The organism is Streptomyces sp. G5(2025), assembly GCF_049542075.1.
In the GTDB taxonomy this organism is placed as follows: Bacteria; Actinomycetota; Actinomycetes; order Streptomycetales; family Streptomycetaceae; genus Streptomyces.
This window is the reverse complement of the sequence record NZ_JBMUZT010000002.1, coordinates 361,996-384,794: the sequence shown is the minus strand read 5'-3', so window position 1 is coordinate 384,794 and position 22,799 is coordinate 361,996. Positions and strand designations below refer to the sequence as shown.

The following is a 22,799-nucleotide window of genomic DNA, read 5'->3' as shown; positions in this document are numbered from 1 at the left end:
CCCCGCACTAGAGTCCATCTCTAGAGCTCAACTCTAGATATAGACTCCAATCATGCGAGAAGGCAAGGGAACGCGGGGTGACAGAGCCCTGAAGACACGGCGGCGGATCGTCGAGGCCGCCGGTGAACTGTTCGTCGAGAAGGGCTACGGCGCGACGAAACTGCAGGAGATCGCCGACCGGGCGGGCGTGGCGGTGCAGACGATCTACTTCGTCTTCCGGAACAAGCCCTCCCTGCTCAAGGAACTCATGGACGTCGCGATCGCGGGCGACGACGAGCCCGTGCCGACGATGGAGCGTCCGTGGTTCGCGGAGGTCACGTCCGCGCCCACCGCCGAAACCGCACTGGCCGCACTGGTCGCAGGCGTCCGCGACACCCTCGAACGCGTCGCGGCCCTTACCGAGATGGTCCGTGCCGCCGCGGCCACCAACCCGGAGATCCGGGAGCTGTGGCCGGACCGCACGGACCCCCGGTACACGGTGATGTCGGCGGCGGCGCAGTCCCTGACGGCGAAGCCGGACGCCCGGTCCGGCGTTCCCGCCGATGAGGCGGCGGACATCATCTACGGGCTCCTCAGCCCCGAGCTCTTCCTGGTCCTGACCCGCGACCGTGCCTGGTCACCGGCCAGGTGGGAGCAGTGGGCGTACGACACCCTCCGCTCCCAACTGGTGGCAGGGGCCGGGCGCTGAGTCACCGGTCGGGCCGGGGGCGATGACATGCCCGAGCAGGTGTAGTGGCGCCGCCGTGATGCCGGCGTCTTCCACGGCCCGCGCGTAGGCGCGGGCCACATCCGGCCCCACGAGGCCGTGCACCGGCGGGAGTTGCGGCATCGAGGCATGGAGCAGGGACTCCGTGCGGCAGGAGGCGAGGGTGCCCTGGATCCAGGGCTGGGCGAGGTAGCCCGAGGCTGCCGCGTCGGGGAGCCCGTCGGCCACCTGCCGCCGAGTGTCCCCGACGTGCAGCAGGCCGCCGCCCAGCATCAGTACGTCCCGCCGCTCCCGCATCCGGGTGAGCGCCCGGCCGGTGTCGAAGCAGTGCGGGAAGGAGTCGTCGACCACCGTGGTGCCCGGCCGCAGCCGGTCGACGTCGAGCACCGCCGTGGCTCCGCTGACCGCGGTGACGAGCAGATCAGCCCCGTACACCGCGTCCGGCAAGGCCCCACGGGACTCCGCCGTCTCCACGCTCTCCACTTCGCCCGCAAGTCCGCGTTCCTGGAGGCGGCGCGCCAGCCGTGCGAGACGTGGTCCCGTACTCCGCACGTCGCACAGCAGCAGTCGGCGTGGCGGGCGGGCGGCCAGGGAGAGCAGCAGCTCCAGCGAGCCGGCGCCGATCGAACCCAGCCCGACGAGCGCGACATCGAGGTCCGCGAGGTCCTGACCGGTGGCGTCGAGCGCCGCGTGCACCGTCCGGACCACCGAGACGACGGTCGCCGCATGCCCGGTCGTCACGGTCGCCGCGTCCTCGACGGAGCGCAGGACGTCGAAACCGTAACCGGTCAGCGAAGGGATCATGCCCGCCAGTGAGACGCACCGCGCCCCGAGCGACGAGGCCAGCGACACCGCGCGGGCGGTATGCCCGGCGAGGCCCGGCTCCCGGCCGAGTTCGTCGGCGAAGAGCGGCACGCAGACGAAGCCCGAGCGGCCCAGCGGGGTCTCCACCGTCTCCAGATGACGCGGAGCGCCGTCCGGGAACAGCATCGCGCGCAGCTCGGCCCGGGGCAGGGCCCCCGCGGGAAGGCCCGTGAGCCGCGCCAGATGGTCGGGTGCGGGCAGGTATCCGACCAGCGCCGCGTCCATCGTCGCGCCCGTGGCCTTCCGCCGGACCGGGCTGCCGCCGGGGCTCGTGGCGCGGGTGAGCCGGTCCCGGAGCGAGCGTACGAAGCCGGTCAGTTCCGGCGGGGAGAACGCCGCCGCGGATCCTCTCACCGTCACCCGCAGCCCGTCCCCCTCCGGCCGTACCGCCATGAACACGTCCGTCGTGGACGACGGCGGCGCGAACGTACTGTCCACGTCGTCCCAGGACACGGTCAGCGCGGAGCGGTACGGTGCCGAGACGTCCGGTGCCGAGACGTCCAGTGCGGAGAAGTCCAGTGCCGAGAAGTCCAGGAACGTGAAGAAGAACTGGGACGTCGACGGCAGCCCGTCGGCGCGCCGGGGCGCGACGACCTCTTCGTGGGCGCGCGCCGCCTGCACCTCGGCCACGATCCGGCGCAGGAGGGCACCGAAATCCCCCGTTCGGGGTTCGGCAGCCGGGCGGAGAGGCACGGCGGCGGCGAACGGGCCGAAGATCCGATGCGCGTCGGGCAGTGCGCGGTCCCGGCCGCTCACCGCCAGGCCGAGGATCAGATCCGCTCGGCCGGTCGCCTCCGCCAACTGCTGGTGGTACGCGGTGAGCAGGGGCGCGTACAACGTCGCCCCGGCCTCCGCCGCCAGCGCCCGCAGCGCCGCCGTTCGCTCGGCGTCGAGCATGAACTGTGCCGAGTGGTAGGAGGGCGCTTCGTCCGCCGGGGCGCCCTCGCCTTCGGTGGTGCGCGGCACCGGTTCAGTGGTGCGCAGCACCGGAGGCCGGTAGGGGGCACCGACCCGCGCCCGGCGTTCGGCCTCGCCCGGCGTGGTGTCGCGCTCCGGGCCCGTCGACGGCAGCAGGGCGCGGTCCCTGAAATCGGCGCGCAGGGGCGGCAGTTCGGGCGTGCGGCCGGTGGCCAGACGGTCGTACACCGTCGTGAGTTCCCCGATGAGCAGCGCGGCGCTGTATCCGTCGCCGATGAGGTGATGCGCGTGCACGAGCAGGACATGCTCGTCCGGGGCCAGGGTGAGCACGCGGAGCCGCAGCAGGGGCCACGCCCACGGTTCCAGATGCCGCTCCTTCTCGCCCGCCACCCGCTTGTCCACCGCGTCGCGGTCCGCGACCGTCTCGAAGACGACCGGCAGACGCAGGGAGCGCGGCAGTTCCTGCTGGACGGGCGGCCGGGCCCCGGAAGGGAAGACGGTGCGCAGCATGCCGTGGCGCTCCACCAGCAGATCCACCGCCGCCTGGAAGACTTCCGGGTCCAGCGGCCCGGACAGCCGCAGCCGGGCGAGCCAGGACCCGTGGCCCGCAGCGAGCGCGTCGGCGAGGAGGAAGCCGCGCTGGCCCGGGGTGAGAGGGAAGGGCGTCGTGCGGTCCGCAGCCGCCGTGGCTGCGGCGGCTGCGGTGGCGGTGGCGGTGGTGGCAGTGGCCGGAGCAGCGGGGGCCGGGATATCGACCGCCGCGTCCACCGCCGCCGCGAGGGCCGCCAGGGTGCGGTGTTCGTAGATCACGGTCGGGCGCGGCAGGGAACCGAACTCCTCCCCGAGCCGGGCGAACACCTGGAGGATCAGCAGCGAATCGCCGCCGAGGTCGAAGAAGTCGTCCTCCCGGCCGACCGCGCCGACGCCGAGCAACTCTTCCCAGATGGCCGCCAATCGTCGCTCGGTGGGCGACGTCACCGGCCCGGGTTCGGAACGACGTGGCGTCGCCGGGACGACCGCTCCCGGCAGCGCGCGACGGTCGACCTTGCCGGTGTCGCTCAGCGGCAGCGCGTCGACGACCGCGATGCGGGCCGGGAGCATGTACGGGGGCAGTACGCGCGCGAGATGGCGGCGCACCTCCCGGGGGCCCGGCCGCCCGGCACCGGCCCGGACGGTGATGAACGCCAGCAGCCTGCCCTCCCGCGCGGTCACGGCGGCCCGTGCGACGGCGGGATGCGTCTGGAGGGCGGCCTCCACCTCGCCCGGCTCCACCCGGTTCCCGCGGATCTTCACCTGGTCGTCGAGGCGCCCCAGGAACTCCAGGTCGCCGTCGGCGGCGCGCAGCACCCGGTCTCCACTGCGGTACCAGCGGCGCCCGTCCCGTACGACGAAGGCCCGCGCCGTCAGCTCCGGCTCGCCGAGGTAACCGGGCGTCAGGCCGACGCCCGCGATGAGCAGTTCCCCGGGCTCACCCGGTCCGCACGGGCTTCCGTCGGCGGCGACCACCTCCAGGTCGGTACCGGCCACGGGCAGGCCGATCGGCAGCCGCTGCACGCCGTCGCCGGGGCGTACGTCGATGACGTGGCAGGTGGCGTTGATGGTCGCCTCGGTCGGGCCGTACAGGTTGGCGATGCGCCCTTCGCCCCCGAACAGGTCGAACCACCGGCGCACGTGCTCGGCGGGCAGCGCCTCGCCGCCGACATGCACCCACCGCAGCGCCGCCAGGTCCGGCAGCCCGGCCCCCTGCCGCACCCGCTCCTCGGCGGCCGACAGTAGTTGCTCCCACAGCGTCGGCACGGAACTCCACACGGTGATCCGCGCCCGTTCCATGTACGCCAGCAGCAGTTCGGGGTCGCGCAGCAGGTCCCGCTCCACACTCACCACGGTGGCGCCCACCATGAGCGGCGCCAGCAACTGCCGTACGGAGGCGTCGAAGCAGGGGGACGCCGTCTGCGCCAGGCGGTCCCCGGCGTCGTAGCCGAAGGTGTCGAGGGCCCAGCCGAGATAGTTCTCCATCGCCCGGTGGGTCACGGGAACGGCCTTGGGGCGGCCCGTGGACCCGGAGGTGAAGATGACGTAGGCGACGGCCTCTGGATCCGGATCCAGGTCCAGGTCCAGGTCCAGGTTCTCCGGTGTCGCGTTCGCCGGATCGTCGGCAGAATCGACGACGGGTACAGGTACAGGTACGGTGCGCACGCCGCTGAGTGCGTCGGCGGTCCGCAGCGTCGCGGCATGGCAGACCACGGCTGTGGCGCCCGTGCGGCTCAGCTGATCCGACAGGCGTGCGGTGGGGTGGGCCGGGTCCAGGGGAACCCAGCCGGCCCCGGCCCGCAGGATGCCGACCACGCCGATCACGGTGTCCGGGCCCGGCTCGGTGAGCAGCCCGACCAAGTGGCCCGGACGTACGCCGAGCGCGCGCAGCCGCGCGGCGAGTCGACCGGAGGCGCGGGCGAGGGCCTCGTAGGTGAGCTCCGCCCCGTCGGTGTCGACGGCGGTCGCGTGCGGCGTGGCGCGGAACTGGCCGAGGAGCCGGGCGACCAGGCCACGGCCATGGTGACGGCCCCGGCCCCGGCCACTGGTTGTCGAGGCGCACAGCGCGGCCAACTCCTCGCGGTACTCCCGGTCCAGACGCGCCACGGTCGTGCGGCGGAACAACCGTGCCGGGAAGTTCCACGACAGGCGCAGCAGGGGCCCGTCGGCCCAGGACAGCAGGCTGAGGCGGGTCGCGGCCGAACCGGTCCCCGCCCCGGTCGCCCGTACCGCCACCGGGCAGTCTCCGGCAGGGCGGACGGGGAAGCGGGCGAAGCTGAAACCCGCCGGGCTCGCCGTACGGAGGCCTCCGTCGGCACCCGGCAGCAGACCGGCCAGCTCAAGGCTGCTCAGCCCGGCGTGACGCTCGCTCTCCCGCCACGCCTCGCGCAGCCGCCGCGCGAGCGCCGTCAGCGGCTCGTCGCGGTCTGCCCCGCCTGTCCTGCCTGTCCTACCCGTATCGCCCGTCTCGCAGAGCAGGGGGAGGGTGTCGGCGAGTGGACCGACGAGCCGGTCCAAGCCGTCGATCCGGTCCTCGCGCCGGGCGCGGGCCACGTTCACGGTGACGTTCGCGCGGCCCGCCCACCGGCCCAGGCAGCGTACGTACGCGGCCAACAGGAGGTGAAAGAGGGAGACGTCGTGCGCCGCGGCCACCCGTTCCAGCGTGGCGGTGAGCGTCGCGTCGAGCTCGCCGTAGTGCTGCGCGAGCGGCCCTCGCGCGGGGGCGTCGGGATCACCGTCGTAGGGCAGCGTCAGCGGCTCGCCGCGCGCGGCCAGGCGCTCGGCCCAGTAGCGCCGGTCGTTGTCAGGCAGGGCGGAATCCGACGGCGCGGAACCCAGCGGCCCGGGATCCGGCGTCGCGGAATCCGACGGACGGGCGTGTGCCGAGACGTAGGCGGCGAAGTCCAGGGCAGGCCCGGCGAGCACCGGCGGCTCCCCTCGCCACAGCGCGGTGTAGAGCGTCCACAGATCCTCGGCCAGGACGTTCAGGCTGTACCCGTCCGCCGCCGCGTGGTGGACCACCAGCAGCAGATGCGCGAAGTCCGGGCCCTCCCGGAAGACGACGGCCCGCACCGGCGGTTCCGCCGCCAGATCGAAGGGCCGGTTGCACAGGTCCGCCTCGGCGTCGACCAGACGCTCGGCCGCGCCCTCGCGCACCTCGTACCAGGCCGATACAGGAACAGACGGTACGACGTGCTGCGTCGGCCGCGCCCCCGAGTCGTCGACCCGCACTCGCAGCATCCCGTGCCGCTCGGCCAGGGCGGCCAGGGCCCGGCCGAGCACATGTGTGTCCAGTGGACCGGTGACGGTCAGCCGCAGGTGCCCGCGCGCGGGGATGTCCGGGTGCAGCCGACTGCTGGTGTACAGGGCCTGTTGTACGGAGGTGAGAGCGAAGGGCGTGCCCTCGGCCCCGGCAGGGGAAGTGGGCGCGGTCGAAGGACCGGCCTCGGGTGTCAGTGCCCCGCTGTGCTGCCGACCGTGCGCGTCCAGATGGGCCGCCAGCTCACGCACCGTCCGGAACTCGAAGAACAGGGTGGTGGGCAGGGACCGCCCCACCCGGCGTTCGAGCCGCTTGACGAGGTCGACGGCGCCCAGCGAGTCGAGGCCCAGCGACAGGAAGGGCGCGTCGTCGTCCACGGCCGAGACCGGGATGCCCAGTGACTGCGCCAGAAGCTCCCGCAGTACGGCGACGGTTCGGTGCGGGGGGCGGCGTGCGGTGCGGGGCGGGGTGGCGGCTGCGGGGCCGGCCCGGCCTCGCCCGAGGGCGAACTCCGTGGCGGCGGGGGGAGGGTGGACGCGGACGCCGCGGGGAGGCCGCTCGAAGCGGGGGGCCTGGTCTCCGGGGGCGTCAGGTCGGCGAGGACCAGTTGCGCCGCGTCCGTGCCGCCGCACGCCGAACGCAGGGCCGCCAGCGCGGGCACGATCGCCAGTGGACGGCCCCCGGCACCCGCCGGCGCGTCGGTGCCGAACGCCGTGGCGAGCCCCGTCCGTGCGACCGGCCCGAAGTTCACCGACAGCCACGGCCGGCCCGCCCGGCGCTCGGCCGCGGCGAAGGAGTCGAGGAAGGCGTTGGCGGCGGCGTACACACCGAGCGCTCCGGCCGACCCGGGCAGGACCGACGACACGGAGGAGAACGCGACGCACACTCCGGGGTGCTGCCCGTGCCGGCGCAGCGTCTCGGACAGCAGTACGGTGCCGAGCGTCTTCGCCGCCAGGCCGTCCATCGCCTCCTGTACGTCCGTCGCGCGCAGGCTGCCGGGCCGCACGACCCCGGCCGCGTGGAAGACGGCATGCAGGCGGGGCAGCGTGGCGACGAGCCGCTCCACGTCGTCCGCCACCGCGAGGTCGGCCGGGTGGTAGCGCGTGTCAGCGCCGAGCGCCGTGAGGTCCGCCACGAGACCCTCGGGCGGGTGCGGGGAGCGGCCGGTGAGGATGAGCGTCGGCCGCCCGTGGCCGGCAAGTTCCCGGGCCAGAGCGGAACCGATGCCTCCGCCGCCGCCGGTGATCAAAAAGGTGCCGTCGGCGGGCAGCGGCGATCGGCCGTCGAGCGCTGCGTCCGGTTCCGCCGCTTCCGGAGATCCCGTTGCCTGCGCAGGCTCCGCCGGTACGACGGTCCGGATCAGCCGCCGTCCGTTCCGCCAGGCGACCACTCCAGGGGCCTGCGGTGCCGATGTCTCGGCGACTATGGCCCGGAGACGTTGCTCCGTATCGTCGGGGGAGGCGAGATCGACCCAGTTCGCGATCGTCCCGGGGGTCTCTGGCGGCACAGCCAGGGCCAGCGCCCCGGGCACGGCCTGCGCGGGGTCCGGCCGTTCGGAGCCGTATCCGGTGACGTGCGCGTCCTCCGTCACGACCAGCAGACGCCCGGCTCCGGTCGCGTCGAGCAGCGCAAGGGCTTCGACGAACGCCGAGACGGAGCGCCGCTGGAGCCGGTCGAAGTCCTCGGCGGTGCCCCGCCCGGCCGGACCTGCCAGCAGCACGACCGTTCGGGGGCGGTAGGAGGCGCCGGGGTCGGTGGCCGCCTCCACGCCCTGTTCCGCGAGCTGTCGCGCGAGCTCACGCACCGCGGTCGCGTCCGCGCCGGTCACGAGTACGGGCCCTTGGGCCGCGTGCCCCTCCTCCGAGGGGGCCTCCCGCCACGTCACGCGGTGCAGCAGCCGGGTGGCCGGGGGATCGGGCCAGTGCCGACGCCGCTGGTAGGGGTAGGGCGGCAGGGACACCCGCCGCCGACCGGCGTCCAGTTCCGTGCGGTCCAGCGGTATGCCCCGCACCCACAGCCGGGCCACCGTCTCCAGCAACTCCCGCGCACCGCCCGCCGCACCGCCCGGCTCGGCCCCGCCACGGGACGGCTCCGCGGGCGCGGAAACGACGAGCACGTCGCCGTCGGCGCTCCTCGCCGCGCCGCGCACCGCTCCCGCGAGGCTGCCGCCGGAGCCGAGTTCCACGAACGTGTCGTAGCCCTCCTCGGCCAGCCGGGCCACCGCACGCCCGAACAGCACCGGACGCAGCGCGTGTTCACGCAGGTGGTCCGGGTCGAGACACGGCTGCCACCCGGCGGTGAGCGTGCTCATCACGGGCACGGCGTACGGCCTGGCATCCAGAGTCCGCGCCGCATCGGCGAGCGCCTGCGCGACCGGTTCCATCAGCGGTGAGTGGAAGGCATGTGACACCCGCAGCGGGCGCACGGCGGCGCCCTGCCCGGCGAGCTTCTCCGCCGCCCTCCCGACCGCTTCTGGGCTGCCGGAGAGCACGAGCTGTCCGGGGCCGTTGTACGCGGCGACCGCGAGCTCGGCGGGTGCCGTGTCGACCAGGGCGACGACGTCCCGCTCGTCGGCTCCCCGCACGGCCAGCATGGCGCCCGGCGCGGTCGCCGTGCCCATGAGCCGCCCGCGTTCGGCCGCGAACGCCACCGCGTCGGACAGCGGCAGGGCCCCGGCGACGCAGGCCGCCGTGATCTCCCCGAGGCTGTGCCCGACCAGGGCGTCGGGCCGTACGCCCCACGCCATCAGCTGCCGGGCGAGTGCCACGCCGTGCGCGACCAGCAGCGGCTGCGCCACCTCCGTCGCCGCCTGCGCCAGGGCGTCCACGTCCGCGTCCACGCACCAAGCCCTGAGGTCCCGCCCGTGGATGGCGCCGACGCGGGCCGACGCCTCGTCGAGCGTGTCGCGGTAGACCGGCGCCGTCGCGTACAGCGCCCGGCCCTGCCCCGGCCGCAGTGAGCCCTGGCCGGCAAGGACGAAGACCGTGCGCGGCCGGTTCGCCGCCGTCCCGGTGAACACCCCCGGCGCCCGGTCGCCGCCCGGAGCGGCCGCCACGGCGGCCAGGCGTTCCCGGAGGTCGCCTTCGGCCACGACGGCGAGGCGGTGCGGTGCCTCGTCCCGTGCCGTGGCCGCCGTCAGACAGACGTCTCCTTCGGCCAACTCCGGGCGCGCGCGCAGGTGTTCGGCGAGGCGTGCCGTCCAGGCGTCCAGGCCGGCCGCGCCGCGGGCGGACAGGGTGAGCAGGACGGGTGCCGGTTCCAGAGGCGACACCGAGGCCGGGACCGAGGCCGAGGCCGAGGTCGGGGCCTGGGCGGGCGGTGCCTGTTCCAGGACCGCGTGCGCGTTGGTGCCGCCGAAGCCGAAGGAGTTGACGCCGGCCCTGCGCGGCCCGACGGAGTCCCACGGGGTCAACTCGCCGACCAGGGCGAACCCGCAGCCTTCGACCGCGGGCGACGGCGGCGCGTGGTGCAGCGAGGCGGGCAGGCGCCCGTGGCCGAGGGAGAGCACCACCTTGACCAGGGAGGGCAGGGCCGCCGCGTTGAGGAGGTGCCCGATGTTCGTCTTCACCGAGCCGAGCAGCCGAGGCCGGCCGTCCGGGCGGGGCGGGAAGGCCCGGGCGAGGGACCGCAGTTCGCTCGGGTCGCCCACGGCCGTGCCCGTGCCGTGCGCCTCCACGTACGTCACCGACGCCGGGTCGACGCCGCAGGCCTCGTACGCCCGGCCGATCACCTCGTGCTGCCGCAGCGGATTGGGTGCCATCAGGCTCAGCGAGGTGCCGTCGTTGTTGACGGCGGTGCCGCGTACGACGGCCAGGACGTCGTCGTCCCGCCGGGCCTCCTCCAGACGCCGCAGGACGAGGGCGGCGCCGCCCTCACCGGGCACGAACCCGTCGGCCGCCGTGCTGAAGGCACGGCTGCGCCCGGTCGGCGACAACGCCTGGGCGGACGCCAGTGCTTCGTGCGCGGCCGGCGTGAGGTGCAGATTGACGCCGCCGACCACGGCGACGTCGCACTCGCCGTCCGCGAGACCGCGCCGCGCCATGTGCAGCGCCACCAGGCCCGAGGAGCACGCGGTGTCGACGGCCAGTGCCGGGCCGTCGAGGTCCAGGCAGTGCGCGACGCGGGCGGCCACCAGGTTGGGCAGGTTCCCCGTCAGGGCCGTGGCGGCCGGTGGGGTGCCCGGCGGGGCGGCGTCGGCGAGGACGCGCCGGTAACCGCTGTCCCCGACGGCGGCGAAGACACCGACGCGCAGGCCGCGTCGGCGGGGGCCCGCGTAACCGGCCCGTTCCAGTGCCTCGTGGGCGAGTTCGAGGAAGATCCGTGCCTGCGGGTCGAGGGTCCGGGCCTCCTCGTCACCGATGCCGAAGTGGTCGGCGTCGAAGGCGGCGGGGCCGTCGAGGAAGGCCCCCCAATGGCTGCCGGCCCACCGGTCCGCGGGCACCGTGGTGACGGCGTCCCGTCCGTCGGCCAGCAACTCCCAGAACTCCTCGGGCGTGTTCGCGCCGGGAAACCGGCACGCCATGCCGACGATCGCCGTCTCGGGCATCGCGGCCGTGGTGGGCGTCGCGGGCGTCGCGGCTGAGGCGGGCACCCGTACGCTCCCGTGGGTTGTTTCCGGCTCCTCCCCGACTGCCTGGCCTGCCTCGCCTGCCGCCTCGGCCAGCAGGCGGTCGGTCAGCGCGGCGACGGTGTCCGCACGGATGACGGCCGGGGCCAAGGTGACATCGAGGACCTGCTCCAGTTCGGCGAGCACCTCCATGGCCTTGAGCGAGGTGCCGCCCAGGTCGGCGAAGTGTTCCCGGTCGCCGAAGGACTCTTCCGCCCGCCCCAGCGCCCGCGCCCAGGCGTCGCGTACGACGCGCCGTACGTCCCCGCGAGTGAGGGGCGACGCGGAGGGGAGGGCAGCGCGTCGCGGAGCGGAGGGGACGGCGGCGGGCGGCGACGTGTCGGACGAGACCGCGGAGCGGTACGCGCCCGACTCGAACCGGGCCCGCATCCGCTGCCGCCGCAACTTCCCGCTCGTGGTACGGGGAAAGGCCGACGGCGGCAGAGCGAACACCGACACGTCGTCATGGCCCAGCGCGCCGCGGACCCGCCTCGCGACCTCGTCGAGTACGTCGGTCGCGCCGCGCGGCGGCCGGGCCCAGGCCACGAACACCACGACCCGTTCCGCGCCGGTCACCGGGTCGGTGGAGCCGACCACCGCGGCGGTGCCCCGAGGCAGCCCGGGCGTCGCCGCCGCCACGTCCTCCATGTCCGGCGCGTGGAAGGTACGGCCGTTCAGGAAGAGGACGTCCTTGTGTCGGCCGCTGACGCACAGCCTGCCCTCCCGCAGGAACCCGAGGTCCCCCGTGCGCAACCAGCCGTCGGCGAAGGCCTCGGCCGTCGCCCCGGGCAGACCGTGGTAGCCGCGCGCGATCTGTGGACCGCTGACCTCGATGTGGCCGACCCGCCGCTCGGGCAGGGGCCTGCCGGTGTCATCGGTGATCCTCACCGAGCAACCGGGCACCGGCACCCCGACGTCCATCACCTCCACCGCGTCGCCGTCCGCCGCTCTGTCCGCCACGTCCACGGCACGCCCGCGGCTGAGGGCCCCCCGGTCCAGCACCACGGGTTCGGCGACCTCGCCGAGCGGCGGAAACGTGACCGCGAGCGTCGCCTCGGCCAGCCCGTACACGGGCGTCGCCGCCCGCGGGTCCAGGCGCGCGGGGCGCAGCTTGGCGGCGAAGTCCCGCCACACCGCCGCCGAGATCGGCTCGGCGCCCACGAGCATCAGTCGTACGCCGCTCAAGTCCAGCCCGGTGACGACCTCGTCGGGCACCCGGCGGACGGCGAGCGCGAGGGCGAAGTTGGCCGCGGACAGCACCGTGGCCCGGTGCGCGGCGGCCACGTCGAACCACAGGCGCGGGGACTTCGCGAACGACAGGGGGCCGATCCGCACCTGCTTCGCCCGCGCGGCGAGCGGCGCCAAGTGGGTCCCGATGAGGCCCATGTCATGGAAGTAGGGCATCCAGCTGACCACCACGTCCTGGTCGCCGAGCGCGGCGGCGGCGGTGATCTGCCGCAGGTTCGCCACCACGGCGGCGTGCGTCAGCTCGACGCCCTTGGGCGCACCGGTGCTGCCGGACGAGAACTGGAGGAAGGCCACGTCGTCCGGCGCCACCGACGTGACGGGGACCGCGGGTACGGCACACTCGCGCAGCGCGTCGAGGCGCAGCACCCGCGCCGCGCCGTGGAGTTCCCCGGCCACCGCCGCGCACGCCGCGTCCGTGACGACGGCAGGACGGCCGAGGTGCTCCCACACCGGGCGGACCCGCCGCACGTCGGGTGCGAGCGGCACCGGCACCAGACCGGCCGCGAGCGCGCCCCAGAACATGGGCTGGAAGTCCTCGCCGTGCTCCGCGAGCAGCGGCACACATGTGCCGGGCTCGATCCCGGCGTCGCGGTAACCGCCCGCGACGCGCAGGGACTCGTCGAGGAGCTCCTTGAAGGTGACAGCTACCTCGCTGCCGTCCCCGCGCACATGGACGACGACCTGGCCGGGGGCTTCGCGGACCGCGCCGAGCAGGACGTCCAGCAGCGTCGCAGTGTTCATGGATCCGTTCGTTCGCACATGGATGAGGAGTCCCTGGAGCCGCGGCGGGTTGAGTCGATGCGCCTGCCGTCACGCTACGACACCTCCACAACAGGCCGGGACCAGGGCGAGTCGCCCTCGTCCTGGTCCCGGCCCTGTAGCTCGTGCGGCGCGTCGCTCAGGGATGTAGCGCGCCCCAGGTGGCGGCGTCGACGACGCCCGTGACGGGCAGGGCGAACTGCCGTTGCAGGTGTTCGACCGATGCCTTGGTGACCTCTTCGAAGACGCCGTTCATGGGGACGTTCACGTAGCGGTAGACCTCGTTGAGGATGCACTGGAGGTGCCGTACGCCCTCTCCAGTGCTGCCCATCTGGAGGGTGGTGTGTCCGCCCAGGTACATGCACAGACGCCACTCGGTGCCCGCCGAGCTGAGCGGCGCGCGGGCGGTGGCGGGGCCTGTGGCGGACATCGCCAGAGCGGCGGCGGCCACGGCCACCGCGGCGGCCGTACGGATCGTGCGTCCGGTCTTCATCGGGTCTCCTCCTCGCGCCCGGGGGGCGCCTGCTGGGACTGGACTGGACTGGCTCGGGCGGGCCGTGCCGGGCGGTGCGGCGGTGCGGCGGTGCCTGTCAGGCCGGGGGGCGGCTGTTGGCGCCAGGGGCGGCTAGTACCAGGGGCAGCGCGGCAGTCCGGCGACGGGGTGCGACATGGTGGAGGGGATCTTGACGACCTCCGCCGGAACGTTGCCCCAGCCCTTGATGCGGGGCAGCTCGCCCACCTGGTCGCCCTGGGTGTAGTACCAGACGTTGTTGCCCTGGGTGTCCCTCGGCCCGATGGTGTAGCAGGTGAACCAGGACGGCGTCAGACGCAGCCATCCGGTGATCGGGGCGTCGAAGGAGGGCCTGCCGTACACGTCCGACGGAAGGTTGTCGCAGTACAGCGCCTTGGTGAACGCGTTGCCGATGGTGTCGCGCAGATCGAGGCCTTCCTGAAGGGAACAGGTGGCCCGCTCACCTGCGCTCGCGGGAGCGGCCGACAACGGCAGGCACAGCAGCGCGCCGAGGGCCGCGGCGACGGCGGCCGCGCGGGGCGAGATGCGAGGGAGGAACGGTCTCCTGTTCACGACGTACTCCTGATGGCTCGTCATGTGCCGGAAGGGGCGAAAGAGGGAGGAGAGAAGCAGGAGGGGGAGGGAGATGGGGAGGAGCGGGGTGGAGCGGCGATGGGACGGCGGCCATCACGACCAGGGGCACTGGGTGAGGCCCGGGAACGGGTGCTGAGGTGCCTTGACCGCGACCGCCGGCATGTAGCCCCACGCCTTGACGGTGGGGGAGGAAACGACCTGGTCGCCCTGGGTGTAGTACCAGATGTTGTTGCCCATGTAGTCGGAGCCCTCCTTCCAGCACACGAACCAGCGGGGACTGAAGAGCATCTTGCCCACCACCGGGCTGGTCGAGCGTGACTGGATGCGCACCGAGCCGGGGGTGAGGTCGCACCACATGTCCCCGGTGAAGTTCATCCCGGTCCAGTCCACGTGCGGCTCGCTGGGGCGCAGCCAGCACGCCGGATCCGCGGTGGACGCCGCGGAGGCGGGCGCGGTGAGCGCTCCGCACACCAGCACGGCGGCGGCCAGTGGGCCCACTGCCGCGCGAAGCCGACGCAGCCGGCCCCTGGGTCTTCCACTCATGGCGCGTCCACCCCTCGTCTCGGTCGACCGATCCGGCTGTCTCCGGCTGTCTCCGGCGGTACGGGGCCGATGGTGACCGCGCCGACTGACATGTTGCTGACAAACGATTACTCGTCAGGTCCACGTCAGCCCGCCGTGCGAGGCTCCGGCCCATGCGAAGACCAGGTCACACCCATGCGAAGACCAGGTCACAGACGTCCGCGCTCCCGCTCCGCCGCCCTGCTCGCCGCCTTCGCCCTCCCCCTCACCCTGATGGGCGCGCGGGAACGGCGAGCGCGGCCTCGACCGCGGAGCAGAACATCAACATCGTCTCCACCCACAGCGGCATGTGCCTCGAAGTGGGCACCGCCACCGAGGGCGAGGTGATCACACAGCGCCGCTGCGCGGGGCGCGAGAACGCGCTGTGGACGCTGAAGTCGTCGCCCCTGGGCGGCGGTTCGTACCAGATCCTGAATGTCTACAGCGGCAAGTGCGTGGCGGTGGAGAACTCCAGCCCCTCCGCCGGCGCCCTCCCCAGCGCCGTCGCCGTGCAGCGTGCGTGCGCCCAGGCCGTCCCGCCGCGCACCTACCTCGAAGAGGTCGGCACCGGCCGCTACCGCATCCAGTGGCACCACCCCGAATTCGGCGTCGGCTGTCTGACCGTCATGAACGGGGGTCCGGTCCCCGGCATGCCCGAACCGTGGGACGCCTGCGGCTCCGCCGGCGTGTTCCTGGTCGAACCGGTCGAGACCCCGGCGCCGGGCGGCTTCCGCATCCGGGAGGCGGCGACGGGCCAGTGTCTGGGCATGGTGGGCGGCGGCACGGCGGAGGGCATCGAGGCCATGCGTCAGTCGTGTACGGCGGCCCTGTCCCAGGAGTTCTTCATCGACCCGGAGTGAGACGGGGGCCCCTCCTGGCCTGCGCCACAGATGGCGGCCGCCGATGACACCCTTGAGTCCGCGGGCGGCGCGTGACAGCGTCGTGCCCCATGATCGATGACCTCGTGAAAGAGTACGTGCACGGCGACCTGCGAGAGATGCGCAAGGCGATGCTGTGGAAACTCGACGGGCTCGGCGAGTACGACATACGCCGCCCCCTGACCGTGACGGGGACCAACCTCCTCGGCCTCGTCAAGCATCTGTCGACCTGGGAGGCGAGATACCTCGGCGAGGTCTTCGACCGGCCGTTCCCCGAACCCCTGCCCCGCTGGGACGACGTCGGGGAACGCGGCGCCGACCTGTGGGTGACCGAGCACGAGGCGAGGGAGGAGATCATCGGCCGCTACCGTCGCGTCTGGGAACACTCGGATGCGACGATCGCCGCCCTGACCCTCGACTCTCCCGGCCATGTGCCCTGGTGGCCGCGGACCGACGTGAGGCTGTTCAACGTCCTGGTCCACGTGCTCACCGAGACCGGCCGGCACGTCGGACACGCCGACATCCTGCGCGAACAGCTCGACGGCTCGACAGGGACGAGCGCCGACTACGCCACCCCGCAGCACGACGCCGCGTTCCGGGAGGCCCACCACGCGAGGATCGAGCGAGCGGCGACAGCGGCGGCCGCCGCGTTCGGCCGCGGGGACGCGGCGCCGGCACAGTAGGCTCACCGCGCTGGATCAGTGAGCGGGGGGGGCGACGCGGCAGGGACCGTCGTCGTCGGTGAGCCCTCCGGTCCACCCGCGTGTCGCCCGAACGGCGGTGAGCGGTCGCGGGAACGGGCTGTGGGCTATCTGCTGGACAGCGATCGCTTTTCCTACACCGAGGAGATCACGCCATGCGTGTCCGTACCCTCAGCGTCGCCTTCCTGATAGCCGCCAGTGCCGTGGTCGGCGGTGCGGGCCACGCCCTCGCCGACGACGGCCCCTCCGCCACGGGGCATGTCCACGACAGCCCGGGCATCGTCTCCGGCAACGCCGTTCAGGTGCCGGTCGACGCCGATCTCAACGTCTGCGGCAACACCATCGACATCATCGCGCTCCTCAACCCGGCCAGCGACAACAAGTGTAAGAACCACTGAACAGGCGGCGGTCCGGCCCCGGGGAAGCCCCGGGGCCGGACCCCGGCCTTGGACCGGCTGAGCGCCGTTCGGCGCTTCCAGCGGTCCGCCGCGATCGAACGGGACCCGCTTCGGCGAAGGTCCCGTTTCGTCGTTCGCTCCCTTCGCGTCCCATCACGGGCGGCCGGCTGTCTCCCGCGAGCGGCACACCCGACGTGTCCCAGTGAGCCAAGTGTCCCACTGGGACAGTTTGTGGAGTACGGTCGTAGACATGAGCGCGACAGGGGACCGGCAGACAGCGGACCGGCAGACAGCGGGCCGACGGACCCGCAAGGTCCAGGAGAGCCGGGCGGCCATGGCCAACGCCGCCGTGGACCTCGTGCTCGACCGCGGACTCGACCAGGTGACCGTCGAGACGATCAGTGAACGCGCCGACGTCTCCCGCCGCACCTTCTCCCGGTACTTCTCCGGCAAGGAGGACGCCGTCGTCGACGCCTTGCGCGCCGACTACGCGCGGATCAACACCGCACTCACCGCCCGCCCCGCGGCGGAGAACCCCCTCACGGCCTACCACCGGGCCCTGCGCCGCTGGCTGGACGACGAGCCGACCGCCTGGCAGCGCCTACCGCGCTCGCGCGACCTGCTGCGGCTGCTCCACGCGGAGCCCTCGCTGCTCCCCGCGTATCTGCGCGTACAGGACGAGGCCCAGAGCGAGTCCGTGGCCATCGTCGCCCGGCGGCTCGGTCTGGACGCCGAACGCGATCTGCGGCCCGCGCTGGCCGTCTCGCTGGCGGTGGGGGCGTTCGGCACGGCCGTGCGGTTCTGGATCGCGCCCGGCGAGCCCGCCCCCCTCCCGCACCTCATCGACGCGGCGTTCACGGCCCTGGCCGACGAGCCCGCACCCAGCACACCCGGCACCACCACCAAGTGAAACCAGGCACCACCATGACCACCAGCCTCAGCACCCACGCCGACACCGACACTGACGCCCACACCCACGTCGACACCGGCACCGGTCACCCCGCCCCGCAGGAGTTCGCCGGCAGGACCGCCCTCGTCACCGGCGCCGCCTCCGGCATCGGCCTGGAGATCGCCCGCCGCCTCGCCGAGGCCGGGGCCGCGGTCGTCGTCGCCGACCACAACGAGCAAGGGGCGAGCGACGCCGCCCGGGCGCTCACCGACGCCGGCGGCCGGGCCGCCGCCGTGCACGTCGACGTCACCGACCCCGACTCCGTGCGCCGCGCCGTCGACTTCGGCGCAGAGACCTTCGGCGCGCTGCACTTGGCCGTCAACAACGCCGGGATCGCCGGAGCCTCCGCCCCGACCGGCGAGTACGGGGTCACCGACTGGCAGCGGGTGATCGACACGAACCTCAACGGCGTCTTCTACTCCCTGCGCTTCGAGCTGCCGCAGATCCTCGCCGCGGGCGGCGGCGCGGTCGTCAACATGTCCTCGATCCTCGGTACGAACGGCTTCGGAGGCTCGTCCGCCTACGCCGCCGCCAAGCACGCGGTCGTCGGCCTGACCAAGACCACCGCCGTGGAGTACGCGGCGCGGGGCGTACGGGTCAACGCCGTCGCCCCCGGTTTCATCGACACCCCGCTGCTCAAGGGCGACACCATCCAACGGGAGCGGCTGGTCGCGCTCCACCCGCAGGGCCGCCTCGGCACCGCCGAAGAGGTCGCGGAGCTGACACTCTTCCTGCTCTCCGACCGCGCGTCGTTCATCAACGGCAGCTACCACCTGGTCGACGGCGGATACGCCGCCCGCTGAAGACACCCGCTGAAGACACCCGCCGAAGACAGGAGGCACACACGTGTCAGCGCAACAACAACTCCCCTCGCTGCCCGCCGGGATGAGGGCTCTGCAGTACGCCGGTTCCGGCACCGCGCCCGAGGTGGTCACCCTCCCGCGCCCCGAGCCCGGCCCGGGCCAGGTCCTCCTCAAGATCACGGCGGCGGGCGTCTGCCACTCCGACATCGCGGTGATGAGCCGGCCGGACGAGGCACTGGGCTTCCCCCTGCCGGTGACCCTCGGCCACGAGGGCGCGGGCACCGTCGCCGCGCTGGGCGAGGGCGTCACCGGTCTCGCGCTCGGTGACTCCGTCGCCGTCTACGGCCCGTGGGGCTGCGGGACCTGCCTGATGTGCGCGCAGGGCAAGGAGAACTACTGCACGCGCGCCGCCGGGCTGGGCATCCGCCCGCCCGGCCTCGGAGCGCCCGGCGCCATCGCCGAGTACATGATCGTGGACGACCCCCGGCACCTCGTCCCCCTCGGCGCCCTCGATCCCGTCACCGCCGTGCCGCTCACCGACGCCGGCCTCACGCCGTACCACGCCATCAAGACGTCGCTGCCCAAGCTGACCCCGGGCAGCACGGCCGTGGTCATCGGCACGGGCGGCCTCGGTCACGTCGCCATCCAACTGCTGCGCGCGCTCACCCCGGCGCGGGTCATCGCACTGGACGTCACCGACGAGAAGCTGCGGCTGGCCCACGAGGTCGGCGCCCATGACGCCGTCCTGTCGGACCGGCACGCGGCGGCAGCGGTCCGCGAACTGACCGGCGGTCTCGGCGCCCAGGCGGTGTTCGACTTCGTCGGCGCACCGCCCACCGTCACCACGGCGACCGCCTGCGCCGCGGTGGAGGCGGACGTCACGATCGTCGGCATCGGCGGCGGCGCCGCGTCCGTGGGCTTCGGCACGACCGCCTACAACGTGGCGGTCCGCTCCCCGTACTGGGGCAGCCGGGCGGAGCTGACGGAGGTCCTGGACCTCGCCCGCGCCGGCGCCATCGACGTACACGTCCAGACGTACGCCATGGACGACGCCCCCACGGCGTACGAGCACCTGCACGAAGGCCGCGTCCACGGCCGCGCGGTCATCCTCCCCAACGGCTGAGCGACAACGGAGCCCCAGTCCACGGCAGTTCAACCAGTACCCCGGGTCGGCAACGAAGATCACCGGGTGCAGAATGACCCGTATGCCAATGTCGCACACGCCGAAGACGGCGACACCCGACGATGCCTCCGAGGTCGGCACCACCCTCGCCCGCGCCTTCGACGACGACCCGATGATGCGCTGGCTCTTCCCCGACGAGGCCACCCGGGAAGCGTCGCTCGGCCGTTACTTCGCCACGATCTTCACCCGCCAGTACGTGCGGCACGGCGTGTGCGAACGCACCGACGCCGCCGCCGCGTTCTGGGTGCCCGCTCAGGCGCAGGAGAAGGCTGTCCCCGACGAGGAGACCATCCAGGAGCTCACCAACCTCCTCGGCGACCGGGCGGAGCTGTTCGCAGGCGCCGTCGAGACGGCAGCCAAGCACACGCCCGAGGAGGCGCACTGGTCGCTGGCGCTCATCGGCGCCGACCCGGCCGTGCGGGGCCAGGGGCAGGGAGCCGCCCTGCTGCGTTCGGGGCTCGCCCAGGCGGACGTGGCCGGCATGCCCGTCCACCTGGAGTCCTCCAAGCCGGAGAACCTCCCGGTCTACGAGCACTTCGGCTTCGCCGTGCGCGACGAGCTGCGGCTGCCGGGCGGCGGACCGCAGCTGTGGACGATGTGGCGCGAGCCGCGCCGCCCGGCCGACGCGTAGCAACGGCCGGGGTCAGCTGTAGGGGCGCGGGTACGGGCCGGGCCGGTACGACGTGTAGCGGGCCGGTGTGGTCGGATCCGCGTCCCGCGCACGGGAGTTGAGGGCGTCCGGTGACGTGTCGCCCCAGCTTCCCGTACCGACCCGCCCCTCGACCGTGTGCAGTGCGCCGAGCCGCTCCGCCGGGCTGAACGTGCAGTGACCGGCGTTGTCGGTGTACGCCTGGCGCAGGAGAGGAGCGCGGCCCGCTCGATTCACCGCACGGCGGTAGGCGCTCTCGACCTCGGCGGGCACGAGCGCGTCACCGGTCGTGTGCACGTCGAGCTGCGGCTTGCGGAGCCGGCCGGAGGGCGCGGCGTGGTCCACCATGTAGCGCACCGCGCCCGGGTCGGCGCCGACCCTGGGTTCCTCGGCGAGCGCGCGCAGGTCGGCGCCGAGCGACAGCCCCGCCGACTTGTAGAGGGACTTGACCTCCTTGTAGGCGGCGGAGCGGGCGAGCATCGCCGTGTAGTCGACACCCGTGTTCCACGACATGTTGCCGCCCGCGCGGCGCTCGGCCTCCGCCCGCCAGACGAAGCCGGGCTGTGCCACCAGGCCGCGCAGCGCCGTGTACTGGTTCGCCTGCCGGGAAGCGTGGTCGTCGGGGGCGGGCCGAGGGGTGGCCGGGTCGTTCCAGCCGGGGATGGCGTGCAGCGCGGCGGCGAGCGCGATCCGGGCCCGCCCGGGAGCCGTGCGCTGCGCCGCCTTGAGGGAGGCGCCGAGCCGTTCGCCGGAGGCCGTGGCGTCGGCGGTGTCCTCGAAGCCGGTCAGCCGGATGCCGGAGCCGGGCCCGAGCAGCGTGCGGAGCGCGAACGTGGCGTCCAGCGTGGAGTTCCAGTTGGCGACGCCGCCGTGCACGAGGCCGCACAGGGACAGTGAGCCGTCGATACGCCGCGGGTGGCGCTCGGCGATCGCCGTGGTGACGAGCCCGCCCAGCGACTGGCCCCAGGCGAGGGTCCGCCGCGCCTCGCCGATCTTCCCCGTGAAGGTGTCCAGGGCGGCCAGCTGATCGGGCACCGCCTGCTCCACCGCCCAGCCGTCCTTCGCGTAGGAGGAGCCGACGAGCGCGTACCCCTCCTTCAGGAGCAGCTTCTTGGTGGGCTCGTCGGGGGCGTTGACGGCCGGGTTCGGGGTGCCTTCGGGGCGGTAGCCGTGGCTGAAGAGCAGCACGGTGCCGTTCCAGTGGGCCGGGGTGTCGATCACGTACGTGGCGCCGGACGGCAGGGTGCCTTCCAGATGGCGGGGAGCGGGTTCGGCGGCGGAGGCCGGGGCCGGGGCCAGGAGGAGGAGCAGCGCGGCGAGTGCGGTCACGGGGCGGCGGGCGGTGCGGGTCACGGGGATTCTCCTTGGGCGGCGAGGTTCCGGTCGCTGGTCTCCTTGACCCGCCAGACGGCGAGCGCGGTGATCGCGCTCCCGGCCGTGAGCAACAGGGCGACGGAGTCACTGGAGTGGTGCGCGGCCAGCAGCGCGCCGGCGATCAGCGGCGAGAGGCCGGCGCCGAGCAGCGTCGCGGTCTGGTAGCCGAGCGAGGCGCCGGTGTAGCGCACCCGGGTCGGGAACATCTCGCTGAACAGGGCGCCCAGCGGCCCGTACATCACGGATTGGGCGATGCCGTGCCCGATCACGCAGGCCAGGATCAGCAGCCCGGGCCGGTGGCTGTCCACGAGCGCGAAGACCGGGAAGGCGGTGGCCGCCGAGAGCAGCGCCCCGGCCAGGACGACGGGCCGGCGCCGAACCGGTCCGAGAGATGGTTCGCGCAGGGCAGCACCACGAGAGCCACGCACGAGGCGACGGTGACGCCGATGAGCACCTGCTGGCGGCCGTACCCCTCATCGACGGCGTACGAGATCATGAAGCTGGTCATCAGCGCCTGCGCGGTGAACGGGCCGATGCCGACCGCCGAGGCGAGCAGCACCGGCCGCGGCGCGCGCAGCACGTCGAGCAGCGGCACCCGCGCCCGCTCCCGCCGCTCGGACAGCGAGGCGAAGAGCGGACTTTCGGCGACCTTCAGGCGTACGTAGAGTCCGGCGCCGAGCAGCACGAGCGAGAGCAGGAACGGCACCCGCCAGCCCCAGGCGCGGAAGTCGTCGTCGGGCAGCGTGCTCACGAGCGCGACGACCCCGGTGGAGAGCACCGTGCCGAGCGGGGCGCCGAGCTGGGTGAAGCTGGTCCACAGGCCGCGCGGCCGATCACCGGCGTGCTCGGCGACCATGAGTGTCGCGCCGCCCCACTCGCCGCCGATCGCGATGCCCTGCACGATGCGGAGCAGGACGAGCAGGACGGGGGCCCAGACACCGATCGCGTCGTAGGTGGGCAGCAGTCCGATGAGGAAGCTGCCGGTGCCCATCAGGACCATCGTCAGGAGCATCATCGACTTGCGGCCGAGCCGGTCGCCGAAATGGCCGAAGACGATGCCGCCGAGCGGGCGGGCGAGATAGCCCGCGGCGAAGGTGCCGAAGGCGGCCACGGTGCCCACCGCCGGTTCGGCCTCGGGGAAGAAGAGGTCGCCGAAGACGAGCGCGGCGACGGTGCCGTAGACCAGGAAGTCGTAGAACTCCACGGCCGTGCCGAGCAGTCCGGACAGCGCGACGCGGCGCAGCTGTCCGGGCGCCGCGTCGGCTCTGGTCCCGGGGTTCGCCGTCGTGCCGGGTGGGTGCGACATG

At 73.6% G+C, this 22,799-nt stretch carries 13 protein-coding genes and 2 pseudogenes; 8 read left to right on the top strand and 7 right to left on the bottom strand.

The genetic code is table 11. The features are described 5' to 3' along the window. Positions 1 to 52: 52 nt before the first annotated feature. Positions 53 to 688: a TetR/AcrR family transcriptional regulator gene (locus ACOBQB_RS02150; RefSeq protein WP_423588315.1), complete on the top strand. Its 636-nt coding sequence runs from the start codon at positions 53 to 55 to the stop codon at positions 686 to 688. Here ACOBQB_RS02150 and ACOBQB_RS02145 read toward each other — a convergent pair. The 5 genes and pseudogenes from ACOBQB_RS02145 to ACOBQB_RS02125 all read right to left on the bottom strand — a co-directional run bounded on the left by ACOBQB_RS02145 (position 617) and on the right by ACOBQB_RS02125 (position 14,539). Continuing rightward, positions 617 to 6,655 (bottom strand): amino acid adenylation domain-containing protein, encoded by a 6,039-nt coding sequence (locus ACOBQB_RS02145; RefSeq protein ID WP_423588314.1) that lies wholly within the window; start codon positions 6,653 to 6,655, stop codon positions 617 to 619. The genes ACOBQB_RS02150 and ACOBQB_RS02145 overlap by 72 nt on opposite strands. Before the next feature lie 413 nt (positions 6,656 to 7,068). Next, a pseudogene (locus ACOBQB_RS02140) lies at positions 7,069 to 12,873 on the bottom strand (SDR family NAD(P)-dependent oxidoreductase); the annotation flags it as partial. A 157-nt stretch (positions 12,874 to 13,030) separates the two neighbouring features. After that, on the bottom strand, positions 13,031 to 13,384 hold the full coding sequence (locus tag ACOBQB_RS02135) for a peptidoglycan-binding domain-containing protein (RefSeq protein WP_423588313.1): 354 nt from the start codon (positions 13,382 to 13,384) through the stop codon (positions 13,031 to 13,033). A gap of 132 nt (positions 13,385 to 13,516) precedes the next feature. Continuing rightward, positions 13,517 to 13,975, bottom strand: coding sequence for a hypothetical protein (locus tag ACOBQB_RS02130; protein WP_423588312.1), 459 nt, complete (start codon positions 13,973 to 13,975; stop codon positions 13,517 to 13,519). Positions 13,976 to 14,089: 114 nt separating this feature from the next. Next, a complete protein-coding gene (locus tag ACOBQB_RS02125; RefSeq protein ID WP_423588310.1) occupies positions 14,090 to 14,539 on the bottom strand; it encodes a hypothetical protein in 450 nt (149 codons plus the stop codon). A 152-nt stretch (positions 14,540 to 14,691) separates the two neighbouring features. On the opposite strand from ACOBQB_RS02125, the gene ACOBQB_RS02120 reads away from it, so the two are divergent. From ACOBQB_RS02120 to ACOBQB_RS02090, 7 genes are all read left to right on the top strand, one after another. Further along, a complete protein-coding gene (locus ACOBQB_RS02120) occupies positions 14,692 to 15,417 on the top strand; it encodes an RICIN domain-containing protein (RefSeq protein WP_423588309.1) in 726 nt (241 codons plus the stop codon). An 89-nt stretch (positions 15,418 to 15,506) separates the two neighbouring features. Then, on the top strand, positions 15,507 to 16,118 hold the full coding sequence (locus ACOBQB_RS02115) for a DinB family protein (protein ID WP_423588307.1): 612 nt from the start codon (positions 15,507 to 15,509) through the stop codon (positions 16,116 to 16,118). Between the two features lie 173 nt (positions 16,119 to 16,291). Beyond that, positions 16,292 to 16,534 (top strand): chaplin, encoded by a 243-nt coding sequence (locus ACOBQB_RS02110; protein WP_423588306.1) that lies wholly within the window; start codon positions 16,292 to 16,294, stop codon positions 16,532 to 16,534. Between the two features lie 250 nt (positions 16,535 to 16,784). Then, the gene (locus tag ACOBQB_RS02105) at positions 16,785 to 17,444 is read left to right on the top strand and encodes a TetR family transcriptional regulator (protein ID WP_423588305.1); all 660 of its coding nucleotides are present in this window, start codon (positions 16,785 to 16,787) and stop codon (positions 17,442 to 17,444) included. 14 nt (positions 17,445 to 17,458) lie between these two features. Further along, positions 17,459 to 18,286 carry an SDR family NAD(P)-dependent oxidoreductase gene (locus tag ACOBQB_RS02100; RefSeq protein WP_423588304.1) on the top strand — a complete coding sequence of 276 codons (828 nt, stop codon included), beginning with the start codon at positions 17,459 to 17,461 and terminating at the stop codon, positions 18,284 to 18,286. Between the two features lie 82 nt (positions 18,287 to 18,368). Beyond that, positions 18,369 to 19,409, top strand: a complete 1,041-nt coding sequence (locus ACOBQB_RS02095) for an NAD(P)-dependent alcohol dehydrogenase (RefSeq protein ID WP_423590339.1) — start codon at positions 18,369 to 18,371, stop codon at positions 19,407 to 19,409. Between the two features lie 82 nt (positions 19,410 to 19,491). Then, positions 19,492 to 20,100 (top strand): GNAT family N-acetyltransferase, encoded by a 609-nt coding sequence (locus tag ACOBQB_RS02090; RefSeq protein WP_423588303.1) that lies wholly within the window; start codon positions 19,492 to 19,494, stop codon positions 20,098 to 20,100. Between the two features lie 12 nt (positions 20,101 to 20,112). Here the strand turns inward: ACOBQB_RS02090 and ACOBQB_RS02085 are convergent, their stop codons facing one another. Beyond that, positions 20,113 to 21,471 (bottom strand): alpha/beta hydrolase family protein, encoded by a 1,359-nt coding sequence (locus ACOBQB_RS02085; RefSeq protein WP_423588301.1) that lies wholly within the window; start codon positions 21,469 to 21,471, stop codon positions 20,113 to 20,115. Continuing rightward, positions 21,468 to 22,798 (bottom strand): annotated as a pseudogene (locus ACOBQB_RS02080) (MFS transporter). The gene ACOBQB_RS02085 and the pseudogene ACOBQB_RS02080 overlap by 4 nt, the downstream one beginning before the upstream one ends. Position 22,799: the final 1 nt, after the last annotated feature.